17 protein-coding genes are annotated in these 17,684 nt (G+C 66.4%); 3 read left to right on the forward strand and 14 right to left on the reverse strand.

The window, feature by feature from the left end; genetic code table 11:
* Positions 1 to 53: 53 nt before the first annotated feature.
* The 7 genes from QCE83_RS08855 to QCE83_RS08885 form a co-directional block, all read right to left on the reverse strand.
* Positions 54 to 626 (reverse strand): class I SAM-dependent methyltransferase, encoded by a 573-nt coding sequence (locus QCE83_RS08855; RefSeq protein ID WP_309808824.1) that lies wholly within the window; start codon positions 624 to 626, stop codon positions 54 to 56.
* Positions 626 to 1,828, reverse strand: coding sequence for a tryptophan--tRNA ligase (locus QCE83_RS08860; RefSeq protein ID WP_309808826.1), 1,203 nt, complete (start codon positions 1,826 to 1,828; stop codon positions 626 to 628). Before QCE83_RS08860 ends, QCE83_RS08855 begins: the two co-directional genes overlap by 1 nt.
* A 4-nt stretch (positions 1,829 to 1,832) precedes the next feature.
* On the reverse strand, positions 1,833 to 2,498 hold the full coding sequence (locus QCE83_RS08865; protein ID WP_309808827.1) for a site-2 protease family protein: 666 nt from the start codon (positions 2,496 to 2,498) through the stop codon (positions 1,833 to 1,835).
* Between the two features lie 153 nt (positions 2,499 to 2,651).
* Complete coding sequence (locus QCE83_RS08870; protein ID WP_309808829.1) at positions 2,652 to 3,281, reverse strand: L-threonylcarbamoyladenylate synthase; 630 nt, start codon at positions 3,279 to 3,281, stop codon at positions 2,652 to 2,654.
* Between the two features lie 194 nt (positions 3,282 to 3,475).
* Entirely contained in the window at positions 3,476 to 4,306 is an 831-nt protein-coding gene (locus QCE83_RS08875) for a 3',5'-nucleoside bisphosphate phosphatase (RefSeq protein ID WP_309808832.1), read from the reverse strand.
* An 84-nt stretch (positions 4,307 to 4,390) separates the two neighbouring features.
* The gene (locus QCE83_RS08880) at positions 4,391 to 5,275 is read right to left on the reverse strand and encodes an alpha/beta hydrolase (RefSeq protein ID WP_309808834.1); all 885 of its coding nucleotides are present in this window, start codon (positions 5,273 to 5,275) and stop codon (positions 4,391 to 4,393) included.
* 12 nt (positions 5,276 to 5,287) lie between these two features.
* A complete protein-coding gene (locus QCE83_RS08885; RefSeq protein ID WP_309808836.1) occupies positions 5,288 to 6,157 on the reverse strand; it encodes a ferritin-like domain-containing protein in 870 nt (289 codons plus the stop codon).
* 211 nt (positions 6,158 to 6,368) lie between these two features.
* On the opposite strand from QCE83_RS08885, the gene QCE83_RS08890 reads away from it, so the two are divergent.
* The 3 genes from QCE83_RS08890 (at position 6,369) to QCE83_RS08900 (ending at position 8,366) form a co-directional block, all read left to right on the forward strand.
* Entirely contained in the window at positions 6,369 to 6,893 is a 525-nt protein-coding gene (locus QCE83_RS08890) for a gamma carbonic anhydrase family protein (protein ID WP_309808838.1), read from the forward strand.
* A gap of 42 nt (positions 6,894 to 6,935) precedes the next feature.
* Positions 6,936 to 7,886: an Hsp33 family molecular chaperone HslO gene (hslO, locus tag QCE83_RS08895; RefSeq protein WP_309808840.1), complete on the forward strand. Its 951-nt coding sequence runs from the start codon at positions 6,936 to 6,938 to the stop codon at positions 7,884 to 7,886.
* Between the two features lie 111 nt (positions 7,887 to 7,997).
* A complete protein-coding gene (locus tag QCE83_RS08900; protein ID WP_309808843.1) occupies positions 7,998 to 8,366 on the forward strand; it encodes a hypothetical protein in 369 nt (122 codons plus the stop codon).
* A gap of 102 nt (positions 8,367 to 8,468) precedes the next feature.
* On the opposite strand, the gene ftsB is transcribed toward QCE83_RS08900, so the two are convergent.
* From ftsB to QCE83_RS08935, 7 genes are all read right to left on the reverse strand, one after another.
* The gene (gene ftsB / locus QCE83_RS08905) at positions 8,469 to 8,930 is read right to left on the reverse strand and encodes a cell division protein FtsB (RefSeq protein WP_309808844.1); all 462 of its coding nucleotides are present in this window, start codon (positions 8,928 to 8,930) and stop codon (positions 8,469 to 8,471) included.
* 106 nt (positions 8,931 to 9,036) lie between these two features.
* On the reverse strand, positions 9,037 to 10,320 hold the full coding sequence (eno, locus tag QCE83_RS08910) for a phosphopyruvate hydratase (protein WP_309808846.1): 1,284 nt from the start codon (positions 10,318 to 10,320) through the stop codon (positions 9,037 to 9,039).
* A 429-nt stretch (positions 10,321 to 10,749) separates the two neighbouring features.
* Positions 10,750 to 11,604: a 3-deoxy-8-phosphooctulonate synthase gene (gene kdsA / locus QCE83_RS08915; RefSeq protein ID WP_309808848.1), complete on the reverse strand. Its 855-nt coding sequence runs from the start codon at positions 11,602 to 11,604 to the stop codon at positions 10,750 to 10,752.
* Complete coding sequence (locus tag QCE83_RS08920; protein WP_309808850.1) at positions 11,601 to 13,289, reverse strand: CTP synthase; 1,689 nt, start codon at positions 13,287 to 13,289, stop codon at positions 11,601 to 11,603. The genes kdsA and QCE83_RS08920 overlap by 4 nt, the downstream gene beginning before the upstream one ends.
* A gap of 161 nt (positions 13,290 to 13,450) precedes the next feature.
* Entirely contained in the window at positions 13,451 to 14,284 is an 834-nt protein-coding gene (locus QCE83_RS08925; protein ID WP_309808852.1) for an alpha/beta hydrolase, read from the reverse strand.
* 36 nt (positions 14,285 to 14,320) lie between these two features.
* The gene (locus QCE83_RS08930; protein WP_404984754.1) at positions 14,321 to 16,828 is read right to left on the reverse strand and encodes a DNA internalization-related competence protein ComEC/Rec2; all 2,508 of its coding nucleotides are present in this window, start codon (positions 16,826 to 16,828) and stop codon (positions 14,321 to 14,323) included.
* Between the two features lie 58 nt (positions 16,829 to 16,886).
* Complete coding sequence (locus QCE83_RS08935) at positions 16,887 to 17,675, reverse strand: TatD family hydrolase (protein ID WP_309808857.1); 789 nt, start codon at positions 17,673 to 17,675, stop codon at positions 16,887 to 16,889.
* Positions 17,676 to 17,684: the final 9 nt, after the last annotated feature.

A 17,684-nucleotide genomic window follows, 5' to 3' on the forward strand; every position in this document is an offset into this window, starting at 1 on the left:
GAATTTAATCGTGAATTTAGCCGCGAAACGCGATCTCTCGCGATTGTAGCGGATTAGCCGTGCAACGCGTAACGCGGCGGACCCGGGGGTGTGTTACCAATCGTGAGCCGATCTGCCTCGCGTACCGCGCAAATGCGCTGCACATACGCGGGCCGCGGTTGGTCGAGAAAGCCGTCTTCGTAACCGATCACGCGCAACGGTCCGCGTACGGCCTCGAGCAGTTCGCCGGGCGCGAGCAGGAATGCCGGATTCGACGGCTTGCCTACACTCGCATTGCCCGTCGCGAAAGTTTCGTAAAGCAGTACGCCGCCCGGCGCAAGCGACGCGACCAGCGCGCCGAACAACGGCCGGTGCAGATAGTTCGTGACGACGACTGCATCGAACGTTCGGCCGGAAAGCGGCCACGGCGAGCCGTCCTCGAGATCGGCGTTCAACGTCTCGATGCCGCGCTCCGACGCCATCGACCCGAGCGCCTGCGCATCGCGATCGACCGCCAGCACGCGATGTCCGCGCGCCGCCAGCCAGCGCGCATGGCGCCCGCTGCCCGAGGCGACATCGAGCACCGTGCCGCCGGCCGCGATCAGATGCGCCCAGCGCGTCACCCAGGCGCTCGCCACGCTCTCCATCAGTTGTAGGACAGGCCCATGGCCTCGCGTACGTCGCGCATCGTCTCGGTGGCGAACTTGCGGGCCTTGTCGCAGCCGTCCGCGACGATCGCGCGCAGCAGCGACGGATCGTCCATGTATTTCTGCGCGCGTTCGAGCATCGGCTGCTGTTCGCGCAGGATGCCTTCGATCACCGGCTGCTTGCACTCCAGGCAACCGATGCCCGCGCTGCGGCAGCCCTTCTGCACCCACGCGTGGACCGTCTCGTCGGTGTAGACCTCGTGCAGCTTCCAGACCGGGCACTTGTCCGGATCGCCCGGATCGGTGCGGCGCACGCGCGCCGGGTCGGTCGGCATGCGGCGCACCTTCTGTTCGATGGTCGCCGCGTCCTCGCGCAAGCCGATGGTATTGCCATACGACTTCGACATCTTCTGCCCGTCGAGGCCCGGCATGCGCGACGCTTCCGTCAGCAGCACCTGCGGCTCGACCAGGATGATCTTGCGCGAGCCTTCGAGATAGCCGAACAGGCGCTCGCGGTCGCTCATCGAGAGGCTCTGCGATTCCTGCAGCATCGCGCGCGCTTGTTCGAGCGCTTCGTCGTCGCCTTCCTGCTGATACGCGACGCGCAGCTCGTGATACAGCTTCGAACGCTTGCCGCCGAGCTTCTTCGCGGCTTCCAGCGCCTTCTCTTCGAAGCCCGGTTCGCGGCCGTAGAGATAGTTGAAGCGGCGCGCGATTTCACGCGTCATCTCGACGTGCGGCACCTGGTCCTCGCCCACCGGCACGAGCGACGCGCGGTACAGCAGGATGTCCGCCGCCATCAGCACCGGATAGCCGAGGAAGCCGTAGGTGTCGAGATCCTTTTCCTTCAGCTTCTCGATCTGCTCCTTGTAGGTCGGCACGCGTTCGAGCCAGCCGAGCGGCGTGCCCATGCCGAGCAGCAGCGACAGTTCGGCGTGCTCGGGCACGCGGCTCTGGATGAACAGCGTGGCCTGCGCCGGATCGATGCCCGACGCCAGCCAGTCGATCAGCACCTCCCAGACGTTTTTCTCGATGACCTCGGGCGTCTCGTAGTGCGTGGTGAGCGCATGCCAGTCCACCACCGCGAAGAAGCACGGGTATTCGGACTGCAACCGCACCCAGTTTTTCAGCACGCCGTGATAGTGGCCGAGATGCAGCGACCCGGTGGGCCGCATGCCGGAGAAAATACGGTCAGGGAACATGATGTTATGGAAAGAGTGAAGCGAGGGGATTCAGGATGGCCGATACCGCTGCGTAGCCGACGCTCACGAGCGGCCCGAGCCAGAAGCGCGTCAGCACGCCGGTGACGACGAGCGCCATCACGATGAAGAAACCGTAAGGTTCGAGCTTCGAGAACGCGATGGACGCGCGCACCGGCAGAAGCGCCATCAGCACGCGTCCGCCGTCGAGCGGCGGGAGCGGAAAGAGATTGAGCACGCCGAGCACGAGATTCACGCCGACGCCGGCGGCCGCCATGCGCGTGAAGAACGGTTCGTCGACGTGAAAGACCATGAGCAGCACCGCGATCACGCCCCACACGAGGGCCTGCACGAAGTTGCTGCCGGGACCGGCGGCGGCCACCCAGAGGCTGCCCCAGCGCGGATTGCGCAGATTGCCGAACGCGACTGGCACCGGTTTGGCATAGCCGAACATGAACGCGCCGCTCGTCACGAAATACAGCACGATGGGGATCACGATCGTGCCGATGGGATCGATATGGCGCATCGGATTCATGGAAACGCGGCCGAGCACGTAGGCCGTGTTGTCGCCGAGCAGGCGCGCGGCGTAACCGTGCGCGGCCTCGTGCAGCGTGATCGCGAAGATCACCGGGAGCGCGTAGACCGCGATGGTCTGTATCAGGGAAGAATCCATAGGGCGGTATTGTATCAAGCAGGCAGGCAGGTTCCGGCGCGCGCTGTGTGGCCGCGCGCGCACGCTCTTGGCCATATGGTGAAGCATGAGACTTAATCGGGACTTATAGGGAACCTGTGCGGGACTTGTGCTCGTGTGCGTCACTGCGCGGCGCTAGGCCGTGAGCCCGAACGGTTCGAGGGCGCCTCTCCCCGCGCGCACGAGCACCGGCTCCCCCCCGGACAGGTCGATCACCGTGGAAGGCTCCGCCGGACACGCGCCCGCGTCGATCACCAGTTCGATCTGCTTTTCCAGGCGCTCGCGGATCTCCTCGGGGTCGTTGAGCGGTTCGGTGTCGGGCGGCAGGATCAGCGTGGAGGCGAGCAGCGGTTCGCCGAGCGCTTCGAGCAGATCGAGCGTGATCGTGTGATCCGGCACCCGCAGGCCGATGGTCTTGCGCGACGGATGCGACAGCCGGCGCGGCACTTCCTTGGTGGCCTGCAGCACGAACACATAGGGCCCCGGCGTCACCGACTTGATGAGACGGTATTGCCGGTTGTCGACCTGGGCGAAATTGGACAGCTCGGACAGGTCGCGCACGAGCAGCGACAGCAGTTGCTTGTCGTCGATGCCGCGAATCCGTCGCAGGCGCTCGACAGCGTCCTTGTCGTCGAGATGGCAGGCGAGCGCGTAGCTCGAATCCGTCGGCAAGGCGACGAGCCCGCCGTCCTTGATGATCTGCACGGCCTGGTTGATGAGCCGCGGCTGCGGATTGTCCGGATGAATGCGAAAGAACTGGGACATGACGACGCCTTTTTGTTCCGATCGTTAGCGTTGCGTTTGCGTGTGCTTTTGCGTTGGCGCGTGGCCCGGGCGCGCGCGGCGGCGGCGCATGTGCAGCTCACGCCTGGGCGCACCGGTACGCGGACTGCGTGCGGAGACAAGTCAATCCATGCAAGGACCATGCGCACGGAACAGGCGCAGCGCGCGAAGGAGCGTTACAGCCAGCGCTCCCAGACAGGCGTGAGGTCGTCGGGCAGCGGCGGCAGCCGGCCGAGATCGACACGGCCTTCGCCCGCGCCGTGAAAGTCGGACCCGCGCGATGCCTCGAAGCCATAACGCCGCGCGACGTCAGCGTACTCGCGATATTGATCCGGCGTGTGACTGCCCGTCACGACCTCGATGGCGCGCCCGCCCAGCTGGATGAACTCGTCGAACAGCGCGGCGAACTCCACCGGCGTGAAATCGTAGCGGCCGGGATGCGCGATGACCGGCTCGCCGCCCGCTTCCCGGATCCACTTCACGGCGTCGGCCAGCTTCGCCCAGCGATGCTCGACGAAGCCCGGCTTGCCGTCGCCGAGATAGCGCGAGAACACTTCGGAAGTGGATTGTGCGTAGCCCGCATCGACCAGATAGCGCGCGAAGTGCGTGCGCGAGATCATGTCCGGGTCGTCGGTATAGCGCAGCGCGCCTTTCAGGCAGTCCGGAATGCCGATGGCCGCCAGCGCCTCGCCGATCGCCTCGCCGCGCGCCGCCCGGCCGTTGCGAGTGCATTCGAGGCCGCGTTGCAGCGCCTCGTTTTCGGCATCGACGTTCATGCCGACGATATGCACCGTCCGCGCCGCCCACGTCACCGAGATCTCGACGCCCGCCAGATAGCCCATGCCGAGCGCCTCGGCCGCCGCGCGCGCTTCCCGCTGCCCGCCCAGCTGATCGTGATCCGTCAGCGACCACAAGGTCACGCCGTTCGCATGCGCCCGCGCCGCGACCTCGGCGGGCGCGAACTGGCCGTCGGACACGGTGGAGTGGCAATGCAGATCGGCGTTCATTATCGGTTCTCGCGGTTCACTGACATTCTAGTTTAATGGCATGACAGTCCGGACATGCTGTCCCTTCGTCACGCGCGGGCGGCCTCACGCACAGAACGCCGCGATCAGCGCCGCGACCCGCTCCGGCTGGTCGTGATGGACCATGTGGCCGGCGTTGTCGATGACCTCCTCGCGCCAGTCGGCAAACGCCTCGAAGCGCTGCTTGAACTCGGCGACGGGCGTCTGCCCGGCGAAGCCCGAGAGAGTCTGCGAATCCTTCGCCTCGACGTGCAGCACCGGCGCCGTCACGCGCGCCCATGTCGCGCTGACTTCGTCCAGACGGTATAGCGTCGGTCCGCGCATCTTGTGTGCCGGATCGGCGAGCAGATGAAACCGTCCGTCCGCTTCCTCGCGCGACCAGTACTGCGCCAGATGGCGCGCACGAGCCGGCGCGAGGCGCGGATTGGTGCGGATCAGACGCTCGGCCACTTCGTCGAGGCTCGCGTAGCTGCGCAGCGTGGGCGGCGCGCGCTGGTCGTCGAGCCATTGCGCCAGACGGCCGGGCGCCTGCGACGCGCGCGCCCCCGGCAAACCGAAGCCTTCCAGATCGACGACGCGCCGCACGCGCTCCGGCCGCACGCCCGCGTACAGCAGCGCGAGATTCGCGCCCATGCTGTGACCGACGAGATTCGCCGGCACGTCGGGCGTGTAGCGGTCGAGCAGCCGTTCGAGATCGGCGAGATAGTCCGGAAAGTAGTAATGGCCGCCGCCGCTGCGGGCCACCGGCCAGTCCGACAGCCCGAATCCGCGCGCATCCGGCGCGAGCACCTGCCAGTCGTCGGGAAGCGCATCGACGACGAACTGGAACGATGCGCCGATATCCATCCAGCCGTGCAGCATGAAGAGCATCGGTGCGTCGGGCGGACCCCAGCGGCGCACATGCAGACGCACGCCGCACGCATCGACGAATTCGGAGCGCGATTCCTTCATGTTCCCGCCTTCTCAAGATAAAAAAGGATGATCGTTCGATTGTACCGGCGGCGGGCCATCGTCGAGACCTGAGAGCGCACGCAGTTCGGCTTCGTCGAAACCCGCTTCGCGGCGCGCCTCGAAGTTGAACGGTCCGCGCAGCCGCGGCGCGTGATAGCGGGCGGCGAGGCTTTCGTAGGTCGCGTGGGGATCGAGTTGCCGGGCGTCGCAGAGAAAGCGGAACCAGCGGTTGCCGATCAGCACATGGCCGATTTCATCGCGCAGGATGATGTCGAGAATCGCTGCCGACGCGTGATCGCCCGCCTGCGCGAGCCGCTTGCGGATGGGCGGCGATGCGTCCAGCCCGCGTGCCTCCAGCGTGCGCGGCACCAGCGCCATGCGGCCGAGCACATCGCCACGGGTGCGCTGCGCCATGTCCCACAGGCCGTCGTGCGCCGGAAAATCGCCGTAGGCATGACCGAATTCAGCCAGCCGCGCGCTCAGCAGCGAGAAATGATGGGCTTCCTCGGCGGCCACTTTCAGCCAGTCGAGATAGAAATCTTCGGGCATGGCCGGGAAACGCCAGACGGCATCGAGGGCCAGGTTGATCGCGTTGAATTCGATATGCGCCAGCGCGTGCAGCAACACGGCGCGCCCCGCCTCCGACTGCATGCCGCGCCGCTTCAGCGCCGACGGCTCGACCAGCGCGGGCCGCGCCGGACGGCCGGGAAGATCGCCGGGATCGGTCAAGGCGCTTGCCGGATCGATCCGTGCCGCATGCGCACGCACCGCATCCCACAACGCGCGCGTGCGCGACGCCTTCACGGCGGGATCGCACTCGCGCAGGATCTCGAGCGCGAGCAGGCGGACATCGGTGTCGGAGGGCGTGGCGGTCTCGTGCATGGTGGCGGTCTGGAGAGAGGATGCCGGAAAATTCCCGATCGGCGGGCATCCAGTGCAAACGGCTAAAATGGACATCCCGGCGCACGCCCGCGCATCGCGCAACGACGTCGGCCGCCGTGCCGGCAGGCGCGCATTGTAGCGCCGCCGCCGGACCCGCCCGGCCACGCCCCGTTCGCACCCATTCATACGAATCCACGCCTCAGGAGACAATGTGGCCATCTACAAACTCGGCGACGACGCCCCCACCATCCACGAAAGCGTGTTTCTCGCGGACACCGCGACCATCATCGGTCGCGTGACGCTCGCGGAAAACGCCAGCGTGTGGCCCGGCGCCGCCCTGCGCGGCGATAACGAGCCGATCGTCGTCGGGCGCGGCAGCAACGTGCAGGAAGGCGCGGTGCTGCACGCGGACCCGGGTTTTCCGCTGACGATTGAAAACGACGTCACCGTCGGCCATCAGGCCATGCTGCATGGTTGCACGGTCAAGGAAGGCTCGCTGATCGGGATTCAGGCGGTGGTCTTGAATGGTGCGGTGATCGGCCGCAACTGTCTGGTTGGCGCGGGCGCCGTGGTCACCGAAGGCAAGGTCTTTCCGGACAACATGCTGATTCTCGGCGCGCCGGCAAAGGCCATCCGGGAGATCGGCGAAGCGGACATCGCCCGCATGCGCGGGGCCACGGCAAGCTATGCCGACCGGCGCGAATATTACAAGGCGCAGCTCGTGCGCATCGGCTGAGATCCGGACATCCGGGCCAGTCTCAACACCCAAGGAAGAGTTGTGAACGACCAGTTGCAGAAATTCATGTTCAACGCGGCGCCCGTGCGCGGCGAGATCGTCTCGCTGCGCCATACGTGGCAGGAAGTGCTCGCGCGCCGCCAGTATCCGGTTGCCGTGCGCAACGTGCTCGGCGAGATGATGGCGGCGTGCGCGCTGCTGTCGGCCAATCTCAAGTTCGACGGCACGCTCGTCATGCAGATCTACGGCGACGGCCCCGTGAAGATGCTGGTCGTGCAGTGCCATTCGAACCTGTCGCTGCGCGCCACGGCCAAGCTGGCCGACGGCGCCGAAAGCGAGCTGAAGGACGAGATGTCGCTCAGCGAGTTGCTGAACCAGCATGGCCGCGGCCGCTGCGTGATCACGCTCGATCCGTCCGACAAGAAGCCGGGCCAGCAGCCGTACCAGGGCATCGTGCCGCTGTCGGGCGAGCATGGCCCGCTGGCGTCGATGGCCGAGGTGCTCGAGCACTACATGCACCACTCCGAGCAGCTCGACACGCGCCTGTGGCTCGCCGCGGATACCGATCGCGCGGTCGGCATGCTGCTGCAGAAGCTGCCTGGCGACGGCGGCATCGTCCCGCATCCGGGCGAGCACGACGCCGACACGTGGCAGCGCGTGTGCCATCTGGGCAGCACGCTGTCCAACGAAGAACTGCTGAAGGAAGAGCCGGACACGGTATTCAAGCGGCTCTTCTGGCAAGAGAACGTCCAGCATTTCGATCCCGCGCCGGCGCGCTTCCAGTGCAGCTGCTCGCGCGAGAAAGTGGGCGGCATGCTGAAGATGCTGGGCCGCGAGGAAGTGGACAGCGTCATTGAGGAGCGCGGCGGCGTCGAGGTGCACTGCGAGTTCTGCAACCAGCGCTATGACTTCGACCCGGTGGACGTCGCGCAACTTTTCGTCGCGAAAGAGCTCTCACAAGGCGTGAGCCCGGCGTCGGACCGGCGGCATTGAGCGTCGGCGCAACACGGCTTGCAAGCGTCGCCTGCGGTGCGGTTCACGAAAGCCCGCTGCAGCTTCAGTCTGATTTTCCGTTCAGATGTCCGGCCCGCTGGAGGTCGCAAGATGAAAACCGCACTGCCCGACTGGAAACGGCCGACGGGATTGTTCGCACTCGCCGCGGGGTTCGCGCTCGTCGCGGGCTGCGCGATGGAACCGCCCGGCCCGTCACCCATCTATAGCCGTCTGCCCGATACCGCGCCTGCGCCGCAACAGGCGCTGACGCCGCAGCAGCAGATGGCGCGCTACAACGCCATCGACAAACAGGCGCTCGACGAATCGCAGCAGGCCGCCACGGCCAGCGAAGCCGCGCGGACGATGTCGCAGTTCTACGCGCCGGCGCCCGCGCCGGTTTCGGTGTACGGCGGCTATTCAAGCGGTGGCTGGGGCGGACCGTACTGGGGTTCGGGCGTGGGTATCGGCACCTGGTGGTGAGCGCGGCAACCCACGGCTCCTGAAAACAAAAATGGCGCGATCACTTGGAGTGACCGCGCCATTTTTTTCGTCTGTCCGAACCGCGCCGCGTACTAACGCGTACTACTGCGCACTGCCCTTCTTCTTCGCTTCAGCCGCCTTGTCCTTTTGCGCCTTGCGGTCGAGATCGCGCAGCTCCTGCTTCGAGCGCGACACCGGATTCGGCACCACACGCAACGGCGCCGACGACACCTGACCGCGCGTCGACCCGCTCATGCCCGGCACGTTGGCCGAGTTGACGGGCGCGGTGGAATTCGGCGAGACGAACTGCACGAACACCTCGCTGTCCTTCACCATGCCCATCTCGTAGCGCGCCCGTTCCTCGACCGCCGACGTGCCGTTCTGCAGATCCTGAACCTCGCCCTGCACCCGCTCGTTACGCAGGCGCAGATTGGTGTTCTTGTCCGTCTGCTGCGCAAGCTGCTGCTGCAGTTCATGCACGCGCAGCCAGCCGCCGTGGCCCCACCAGAGCGGGTACTGGATCAGCGCCAGCAACAGAATCAGAACGACAGTGACAAGCCGCATTCAAGTAGCCGAAAGAAGCGTCGCCCGGCGGCAAAAGACGAATGGCCGAGGGCGACGGGCTGGATATAAGACTGACGAACCCTTATCGACTAAAGCGGCGAAAGCTTTAGCGCAGGTTGTAGAACGCCGACTTGCCCGGATAGCTCGCGATATCGCCGAGATCTTCCTCGATGCGCAGCAGCTGGTTGTACTTCGAAATGCGGTCGCTGCGCGACAGCGAGCCGGTCTTGATCTGGCCGGCGTTCAGGCCCACGGCGATGTCCGCGATGGTCGAATCTTCCGTCTCGCCCGAACGATGCGAGATGACAGCCGTGTAGCCCGCGCGCTTGGCCATTTCGATGGCCGCGAAGGTTTCCGTCAGCGTGCCGATCTGGTTGATCTTGATGAGGATCGAGTTGGCGATGCCCTTCTCGATGCCTTCCTTCAGGATGCGCGTGTTGGTCACGAAGAGATCGTCGCCGACCAGCTGGATCTTCTTGCCGAGCTTTTCCGTCAGGATCCGCCAGCCTTCCCAGTCGCCTTCGTGCATGCCGTCCTCGATCGAGACGATCGGGAACTTGTCGGCCAGCGTGGCGAGGTAGTCGGCGAACTCGCTCGACGACAGTTGCAGGCCTTCGCCCGCGAGCTGGTACTTGCCGTCGTGATAGAACTCGCTCGCCGCGCAGTCGAGCGCGAGCAGCACGTCTTCACCGGCGCGATAACCCGCCTTTTCGATGGCTTGCAGAATCGTGGACAGGCACTCGTCGTTGCTGCCGAAGTTCGGCGCGAAGCCGCCTTCGTCGCCCACGGCGGTGCTCATGCCGCGATCGGCCAGGATCTTCTTCAGCGCGTGGAACACTTCGGCGCCGCAGCGCAGCGCTTCGCGGAAGGTCGGCTGGCTCACCGGCACGATCATGAATTCCTGGATGTCCAGGCTGTTGTTCGCGTGCGCGCCGCCGTTGACGATGTTCATCATCGGCACCGGCAGCTGCATGGCGCCCGAGCCGCCGAAATAGCGGTACAGTGGCAGGCCGGCTTCTTCAGCGGCGGCCTTCGCGACGGCCATGGACACGGCCAGCATCGCGTTCGCGCCGAGACGCGACTTGTTGTCCGTGCCGTCGAGTTCGAGCAGGGTCTTGTCGAGGAAGGCTTGTTCCGAGGCATCGAGGCCCATGATGGCTTCGGAAATCTCGGTGTTGATGTGTTCGACGGCTTTCAGCACGCCCTTGCCGTTGTAGCGGCCGGCTTCGTCGTCGCGCAGTTCGATGGCTTCGCGCGAACCGGTGGACGCACCCGACGGCACCGCGGCGCGGCCCATCGTGCCCGATTCGAGCAACACGTCGCATTCGACGGTCGGATTGCCTCGCGAATCGAGAATCTCGCGGCCGATGATATCTACGATAGCACTCATGGTTTCCTCAAGAAATGACGATGAATTCTGTCAGGCGTTACGACGCGGCGCGGCCGGACTGGCCGTGGCGCTCGCGCCTGCTGCGCTTCGCCCGGACCCTTTGCTCGACCCCTGATTCAGTGGCGCGGCAGCGTTGCGCGACTCGCAAAAAGCTCGGCCGACGCTGCGGTGAACTGAATCCGTCAGGCTGATGCGGGACCGGCACATGCGGTCACGATACTGCGTGCGTGACCGCTGAATGCTGCAAGTTCGGCTTCAAATTCGGCTTCAGGTTCGTCATGACGGCCATGCCTTCGAACACATCAGGCACGGCCCGCTCCTCCTGCACGGCCACGTCACGTGACCGTTGTTCTGCATGCGGGCGCCGACATGGGCGCCCGCTATCGTACTTCTTCACCGCGAAACTGCAATGGCGGTTGCCGCTCAGTTTCAGTTGAAATCACTTTCGAGGAACGGGCCGCTCTTGACGGCGCGATCGATCGTGATGAGCGTTTCCAGCAGCGCTTCCATGCGATGCAGCGGCACCGCGTTCGGACCGTCCGACTTCGCGCAGGCCGGGTCCGGATGCGTCTCCATGAACACGCCCGCGACACCCGTGGCGATGGCCGCGCGCGCCAGCACCGGCACGAACTCGCGCTGGCCGCCGGAACTGGTGCCCTGCCCGCCCGGCAACTGGACCGAGTGGGTGGCGTCGAACACGACCGGTGCATTCGTCTCGCGCATGATCGCGAGCGAGCGCATGTCGGAGACGAGGTTGTTATAGCCGAACGACACGCCGCGCTCGCACGCCATGAAGCGGTCTTCCGACAGGCCCGCTTCGCGCGCGGCGTCACGTGCCTTGTCGATCACGTTCTTCATGTCGTGCGGTGCGAGAAACTGGCCTTTCTTGATGTTGACCGGCTTGCCCGAACGCGCGCACGCGTGGATGAAGTCCGTCTGGCGGCACAGGAACGCGGGCGTCTGCAGCACGTCCACGACCGATGCGACCGCTTCGATTTCCTCTTCGGCATGCACGTCGGTGAGGACGGGCACGCCCAGTTGCTTCTTCACTTCGCCCAGAATGCGCAGGCCTTCGTCCATGCCCGGGCCGCGATACGACTTGCCCGAGCTGCGGTTCGCCTTGTCGAACGACGACTTGTAGATGAACGGAATGCCCAGCTTCGTGGTGATTTCCTTCAACCGTCCGGCGACGTCGATGGTCATCTGCTCCGACTCGACCACGCAGGTTCCCGCGATCAGGAAGAACGGCTGGTCCAGACCGGCTTCGAAGTGACACAGCTTCATGCTTGCGCTCCAGCGGTGGCCTTGGCCTGCGACGTCGCGCCCGCGCCTTGCGCATGTGCGCGCGCGGCTTCGACGAACGCCTTGAAGAGCGGATGCCCGTCGCGCGGCGTCGAGGTGAACTCGGGGTGGAACTGCACGCCGACGAACCACGGATGCAGCGCTTGCGGCAGCTCCATCATTTCGGGCAGATCCTCGCTCGGGGTACGGGCGCTGATGATAAGCCCGCCTGCTTCGAGCTGGGGCACGAAACGGTTATTGACTTCATAACGGTGACGATGACGCTCGTTCACATCCGTGCCGTAGATGCGCTCGGCCATGGTGCCGGTCTTGATCGGGCACTTCTGCGAACCGAGGCGCATGGTGCCGCCCAGATCCGATTCCTCGCTGCGCTTTTCGACGCGGCCCGCGCGGTCGTACCACTCGGTGATGAGCGCGACGACCGGGTTCTTCGTGTCCTGATCGAACTCGGTGGAGTTCGCGTCCGCGAGACCGGCCACGTCGCGCGCGAACTCGATGACCGCGAGCTGCATGCCGAGGCAGATGCCGAGATACGGCGTCTTCGATTCGCGTGCGTAGCGGATGGCCTTGATCTTGCCTTCCGTACCGCGCCGGCCGAAGCCGCCCGGCACCAGCACGGCGTCGAGATGCTTGAGGGCGTCGGTGCCTTCGGCGTCGATCTGCTCGGAATCGATGTACTCGATGTTGACCTTGGTCGAGGTATGGATGGCCGCGTGGCGCAGCGCCTCGATCAGCGACTTGTACGACTCCGTGAGCTCGACATACTTGCCGACCATGCCGATGGTCACTTCGCTCTTCGGATGCTCGAGCTTCTGCACGAGGTCCGCCCACATCGCGAGATCCGCCGGCGGCGGTGCGAGCTTGAGCTCCTCGCAGATGATGTCGTCGAGATGCTGGTCGTTCAGCATCTGCGGAATCTTGTAGATGCTGTCCGCGTCCCACACGGAGATCACGGCGTCTTCCGGCACGTTCGAGAACATCGAGATCTTCGAGCGCTCGTCGTCGGGAATCGGGCGGTCGGCGCGGCACAGCAGCACGTTCGGATAGATACCGATTTCGCGCAGCTTCTGCACGCTGTGCTGCGTGGGCTTGGTCTTCAGTTCGCCCGCGGTGGCGATGAACGGCACGAGCGTCAGGTGCACGAAGCACGCGCTGTTGCGGCCCATGCGCAGGCTCATCTGGCGCGCGGCTTCGAGGAACGGCAGCGATTCGATGTCGCCCACCGTGCCGCCGATCTCGACGATCGCGACATCCGGCTGGCCGCAGGTGGCCGCCGCCGCGCCGCGCTCGACGAACGCCTGGATTTCGTTGGTGATGTGCGGAATGACCTGCACCGTCTTGCCGAGGTACTCGCCGCGGCGTTCCTTGCGGATCACCGATTCGTAGATCTGGCCGGTGGTGAAATTGTTGGCCTTGCGCATCTTCGTGCTGATGAAGCGCTCGTAATGGCCGAGGTCGAGATCGGTTTCCGCGCCGTCTTCCGTCACGAACACTTCGCCGTGCTGAAACGGGGACATCGTGCCGGGGTCGACGTTGATGTAGGGATCGAGCTTGAGGAGGGTGACTTTCAGACCGCGCGATTCGAGGATCGCGGCGAGGGAGGCGGCGGCAATACCCTTGCCGAGGGAAGACACTACGCCGCCGGTGACGAATACATATTTGGTCATCGCTAGATGCTCGCGGGAAAAACGGATTATACCGTAAAGGCCGCGCCCCACGAAGCGTGCCTGGACGCCAGATGGGCTGCGAATGCGCGCGTTTTCACCGGCCTGACCCGGGATCATTTCGCCGCGCAGCAGGCGGGCGTCGTGCCCTTTTTCATGCTCCGTCAGACGCCGGCGCGCAGCGCCGTGATCATGCGCTGCACGGCGCGCGCGGTGTCGATCGGGCGTTCCATCGGAAACAGATGGCTGCCGTCCAGCCATTCGAGCCGCTCGCCGACGATCCGCCGCGTCATGCCGAGCCCCACGTGGCGCACCTCGCGCGAACGCGTCCCCGCGATGAAGCCCACCGGCACCGGCGCGCCGTGCGCGAGCCGCGCGCCGAGCGTGTGCGGCAAGGTGCGATAGATCAGATATTCGACCTGCCGGTCGAACGCCAGCGTGCGTCCGCCTTCAGGGCGCCCTTCAGGGTGCGCTTCACGCATGCCGCGGTCGATGTAGTCGGCCAGCATGCGCTCGTCCCAGCGCGCGAAGGCGGGCTTGGCGTGGAAATGCCGCCATGCCTCGTCGCGGCTCGCCCAGTGCGTGCGCCGCTTGCGCGTCGCGGCGGCGGGCGACAGCCGCTCGTCCAGCCCGGTCCACTGCGTCATGCGCAACAAACCGCTTTTCCAGCCCGCGATCACCGGCGAATCGAGCATCACGACGCCCTTGACCCAGTTCGGCCGCTTCAGCGCCGCCAGCAGCGAGAGATAGCCGCCCAGCGAATGCCCGACGAGCCAGACCTTCGCGGGTTCGCCGTCGGTGCTGCCGCGCTGGCGGTTCATGTCGTCGATGAGCTGCTCCACCAGATGCGGCCAGTCCTGCGTGACCGGAAAGCGCGGATCGTGTCCGATGCATTCGATGCCGCGAATCTCGAATTCGTCGGCCAGTTCGGCGAACATCGTGCGATAGGTCGATGCGGGAAAGCCGTTCGCATGCGAAAACTGGATGATGTCTTTCACGCGTGCACGCCTCCGTTGCCGTTGCTCTTGTTCTGTTCAGCGCCCCATCCAGTAGCGGGCGTGCGTCTGTCTGAAGCGTTCGAGCACGAGATCCGCACCGATCTCGAAGCGCGCCGCGCCGTCTTCGTCGCTGCGTGACAGCGGCATGGCGCGCAGGCCGTAGCGCGCGAACACGCTGGCATTCGGGTGATGAAAACGGTTGCGATAGCCTACCTGAAATAGCGCGGTGCGCGGCTCGACGGCATCGAGGAAAGGCTCGGTCGACGACGTGCGGCTGCCATGATGCGGCGCGATCAGCAGGTCGGCGCGCAGGACGTCGCGGTCGCGCGAGAGCAGCTCGCGTTCGACGTCGGCCTCGATGTCCGCCGTGAAGAGCGCCGCCCGTCCCGCCGCGCTCGTTACCTTGAGCACGCACGACTGCCGGTTCGGCTTGCCCGTGAGCGGCGCGGGCTCCGGCCACAGCACGCGGAATTCGACGCCGTCCCACTGCCAGCGCTGGCCCGCCGCGCAGCGCAGCGTCTCGACGCCGCGCGCGCCGGCGGATGCCCAGAGCGCGTCCTGCGCGGGCAGCGAGGCGAGCAGTTGCCGCACGGCGACCGTCCGCAGCACGGCGGGCGCGCCGCCCGCGTGGTCCGAATCGGAATGACTGATGACGAGCGCATCGAGCGTACTTACGCCGGTGGCCGGCAGATAGGGCGCGACGATGCGTTCGCCCGCATGGGTCGATTCCGGGCCGGGGCCGGCATCGAACAGCAGCGCATGATGTGCGGTTTCAATGACGAGCGCCGAGCCTTGACCGATGTCCAGCGCGGTCACGCGGAACGCGCCCGGCGACGCGGGATGCGGCGCGGGCGCGAGCAGCGGCAGCCAGGTCAGCGGCGCGGCCCAGCGCAGCGGCCAGCCCTGCGGCGCCAATGCCCATGCAACGCCGATGCACGCCGCCGCCAGCGCGAACGGCTCCGGCCGGGGCAACTGCCAGAGCGACGCGGGCACCGCCGCGGCGAGGCGCGCGAGCAGGTCGCACAGCACGGCGAGCGCGGCGTGCGCCGCATGGAGCAAGGGCGCGTCGAGCGGCGCGGGCAGCAGCAGCCCGGCGAGCGTCGCGGGCGTGACGAGCACGCTGATCCACGGAATGGCGAAGATGTTCGCGAGCGGTCCGAGCAAGGGGATCTGCGAGAACCACCAGACGGTGAGCGGCGCGAGCGCGAGCGTCACCGCGTACTGAACGCGCACGCCGGCCGCCATCCGATCTTGCACGCGACGCGCGCAGCGGCGCATGAAGCGGAGCACGTGTGCGACGGTGCGCCGCGCGCCGGGAGACGGCGCGGGCCGCTGCCCCACTTCGCTCGGATCGACGCGATCCCATTGGTCGATGTCATCGTCATCGGGCGTCATCGGCCGGGATGCGGCGCGGCCTGCCGAAGCGAGCGCGAAGAGAATCGCGCCCACGGCCCCGAACGACAGCCAGAACCCCGGCGACGTCACCGCCCACGGATCGGCGCTCAGCACGCATGCGAGCGCCCACAGCAGCACCAGCGACGACGCCGGCCGCCGCCCGCTGAACAGCGCGCAGGCGGCGATCAGCAGCATCCACAGCGTGCGTTGCGCGGGCACGTTGAAGCCGGCCAGCGCGGCGTAGAACGCGGCGCACGCGGCCGCGCCGAGCATCGCCGCCTTCGGCGCGGCCGCGTGCAGCGGCGCGGGGACGCCGCGCAATCTCAAGCGCTTCCAGACGAAGCCGCACAGCAGACCCGCCAGTCCCGCGACGAAGCCGATATGCAAGCCGGAGATCGCGACGAGATGGCTCGTGCCGGTGGCGCGCATCACGCGCCAATCCTCCTCGCTGACGGCGTTCTGTGCGCCGACCGCCAGCGCGACGACGATGCCGCGATGCGGCGCATCGTCAAGCACGGTGTCGATGCGCTCACGCAACCGAGTACGCAAGCGGTCGAGCGCGAGCAGCGGCCCGCCGGCGTCCGGCTTCAAACGCTGCGGCGCGGGCGTGGCGGAGATGACGCCCGTCGCGCGGATATTGCGTTCCAGCAAGCTCGCTTCGCCATCCCGAAGCGCGAAGTTCGCCTCAGTGTGCGGACGCTTCAGCCGCACGGTCAGGCGCCAGCGCTCACCGGCGTATAAGGTTGGCTGCAGCGCGCCCTCCTTCGGCAGCCACAGCAAGCGCACGACGCGCGGAAAGTCCTCGAGCCGCGCGCCATTCGATTCGACTTCGAAGAGCAAGCGCATGCCATCGGCGCGCGCGTCGGGCATGCCGCGCACGAAACCGCTCAGTTCGATATCCCGCTGCTCGTAAGCCACCGGCAACTGCCGCTGCAAGCGCACTTCAGCCCGCCATGCCGCATAGGCGAAGCCCGCGACGCAAGCGGCAATCGTGAAGCTCGCCACGCGCAGCCGCGGCTTCGCGATGCCCAGCCCGATTGCCACCAAGAAGCCGGCACAGCAAACGAGCCACCCGAAGCCGCCCGGCAAGCGCGCCTGCTGCTGAAGCCATCCGACGCCCAACGCATATCCCAGCAGAATCGCCCGCACCGCTTCCTCGTCCTCATTGCCGTCGCGAACGCAAACCACCTTGCATCCGACGAAACGATTATGAGGAAGCGAGCGTGAGCCGTGGCAGCGCCGCGTGTGCGCTGGCCGTTGTGCCTAGGGAAAGCGTGGTTTCGTCGATGCCGCGCAGCTGCGCCAGCACCTGCGCGATGCGCGCGACCTGATCCGGCGTGTTGCGCTGCTTGTAGCGCCATGCCGGCGCGATGTCGGGCGCGTCGGTTTCGAGCACGATCGCGTCGAGCGGCAGATCGGTGGCGAGCCGCCGGATCTGCAGCGCGCGCTCGAAGGTCAGGTTGCCGCCGAAACCGAGCCGCATGCCCTGCGCGATGAACGCCTCCGCCTGCTGGAAACTGCCGTTGAACGCATGCGCGATGCCCTGATGAATGTCGTGCACGCGCAGGCCTTTCAGCACCTTGTCCTGCGACTTGCGCACGTGGCAGATCACCGGCAGGCCGAACTCGTGCGCCAGCTTCAGTTGGGCGTTGAAGAAGAACTGCTGGCGGGCATCGTCGAGCGTCGGCACGAAGTAGTCGAGCCCGATCTCGCCGATCCCCACGAAGCGCGGATCGTCCATGCTCGCCGCGATTTGCTCGCGCAGCACGCGCAGGTCGTCGTCGGTGGCGCCGGGCGTGTACAGCGGATGAATGCCGAGTGCATACGCCCCGCCCGCGATCCGATGCGCCAGCTCGCGCACCGCGTCGAAGTTGAAGCGCCCCACGCCCGGAATAACGATGCGCGCGACCTTCGCCGCGTGCGCGGCCCCGGCGACGGCATCACGATCGGCGTCGAATTCGCCGGCATCGAGATGACAGTGCGTATCGATCCACATGACGCCCTC

Source organism: Caballeronia sp. LZ034LL (assembly GCF_031451215.1).
Classification (GTDB): Bacteria; Pseudomonadota; Gammaproteobacteria; order Burkholderiales; family Burkholderiaceae; genus Caballeronia.

Bases quoted from the DNA above. Each gene is read 5' to 3' on its own strand.
- QCE83_RS08855 (WP_309808824.1), bottom strand. From the start codon at position 626: ATGGAGAGCGTGGCGAGCGCCTGGGTGACGCGCTGGGCGCATCTGATC.
- QCE83_RS08860 (WP_309808826.1), bottom strand. From the start codon at position 1,828: ATGTTCCCTGACCGTATTTTCTCCGGCATGCGGCCCACCGGGTCGCTG.
- QCE83_RS08865 (WP_309808827.1), bottom strand. From the start codon at position 2,498: ATGGATTCTTCCCTGATACAGACCATCGCGGTCTACGCGCTCCCGGTG.
- QCE83_RS08870 (WP_309808829.1), bottom strand. From the start codon at position 3,281: ATGTCCCAGTTCTTTCGCATTCATCCGGACAATCCGCAGCCGCGGCTC.
- QCE83_RS08875 (WP_309808832.1), bottom strand. From the start codon at position 4,306: ATGAACGCCGATCTGCATTGCCACTCCACCGTGTCCGACGGCCAGTTC.
- QCE83_RS08880 (WP_309808834.1), bottom strand. From the start codon at position 5,275: ATGAAGGAATCGCGCTCCGAATTCGTCGATGCGTGCGGCGTGCGTCTG.
- QCE83_RS08885 (WP_309808836.1), bottom strand. From the start codon at position 6,157: ATGCACGAGACCGCCACGCCCTCCGACACCGATGTCCGCCTGCTCGCG.
- QCE83_RS08900 (WP_309808843.1), top strand. From the start codon at position 7,998: ATGAAAACCGCACTGCCCGACTGGAAACGGCCGACGGGATTGTTCGCA.
- ftsB (WP_309808844.1), bottom strand. From the start codon at position 8,930: ATGCGGCTTGTCACTGTCGTTCTGATTCTGTTGCTGGCGCTGATCCAG.
- eno (WP_309808846.1), bottom strand. From the start codon at position 10,320: ATGAGTGCTATCGTAGATATCATCGGCCGCGAGATTCTCGATTCGCGA.
- kdsA (WP_309808848.1), bottom strand. From the start codon at position 11,604: ATGAAGCTGTGTCACTTCGAAGCCGGTCTGGACCAGCCGTTCTTCCTG.
- QCE83_RS08920 (WP_309808850.1), bottom strand. From the start codon at position 13,289: ATGACCAAATATGTATTCGTCACCGGCGGCGTAGTGTCTTCCCTCGGC.
- QCE83_RS08935 (WP_309808857.1), bottom strand. From the start codon at position 17,675: ATGTGGATCGATACGCACTGTCATCTCGATGCCGGCGAATTCGACGCC.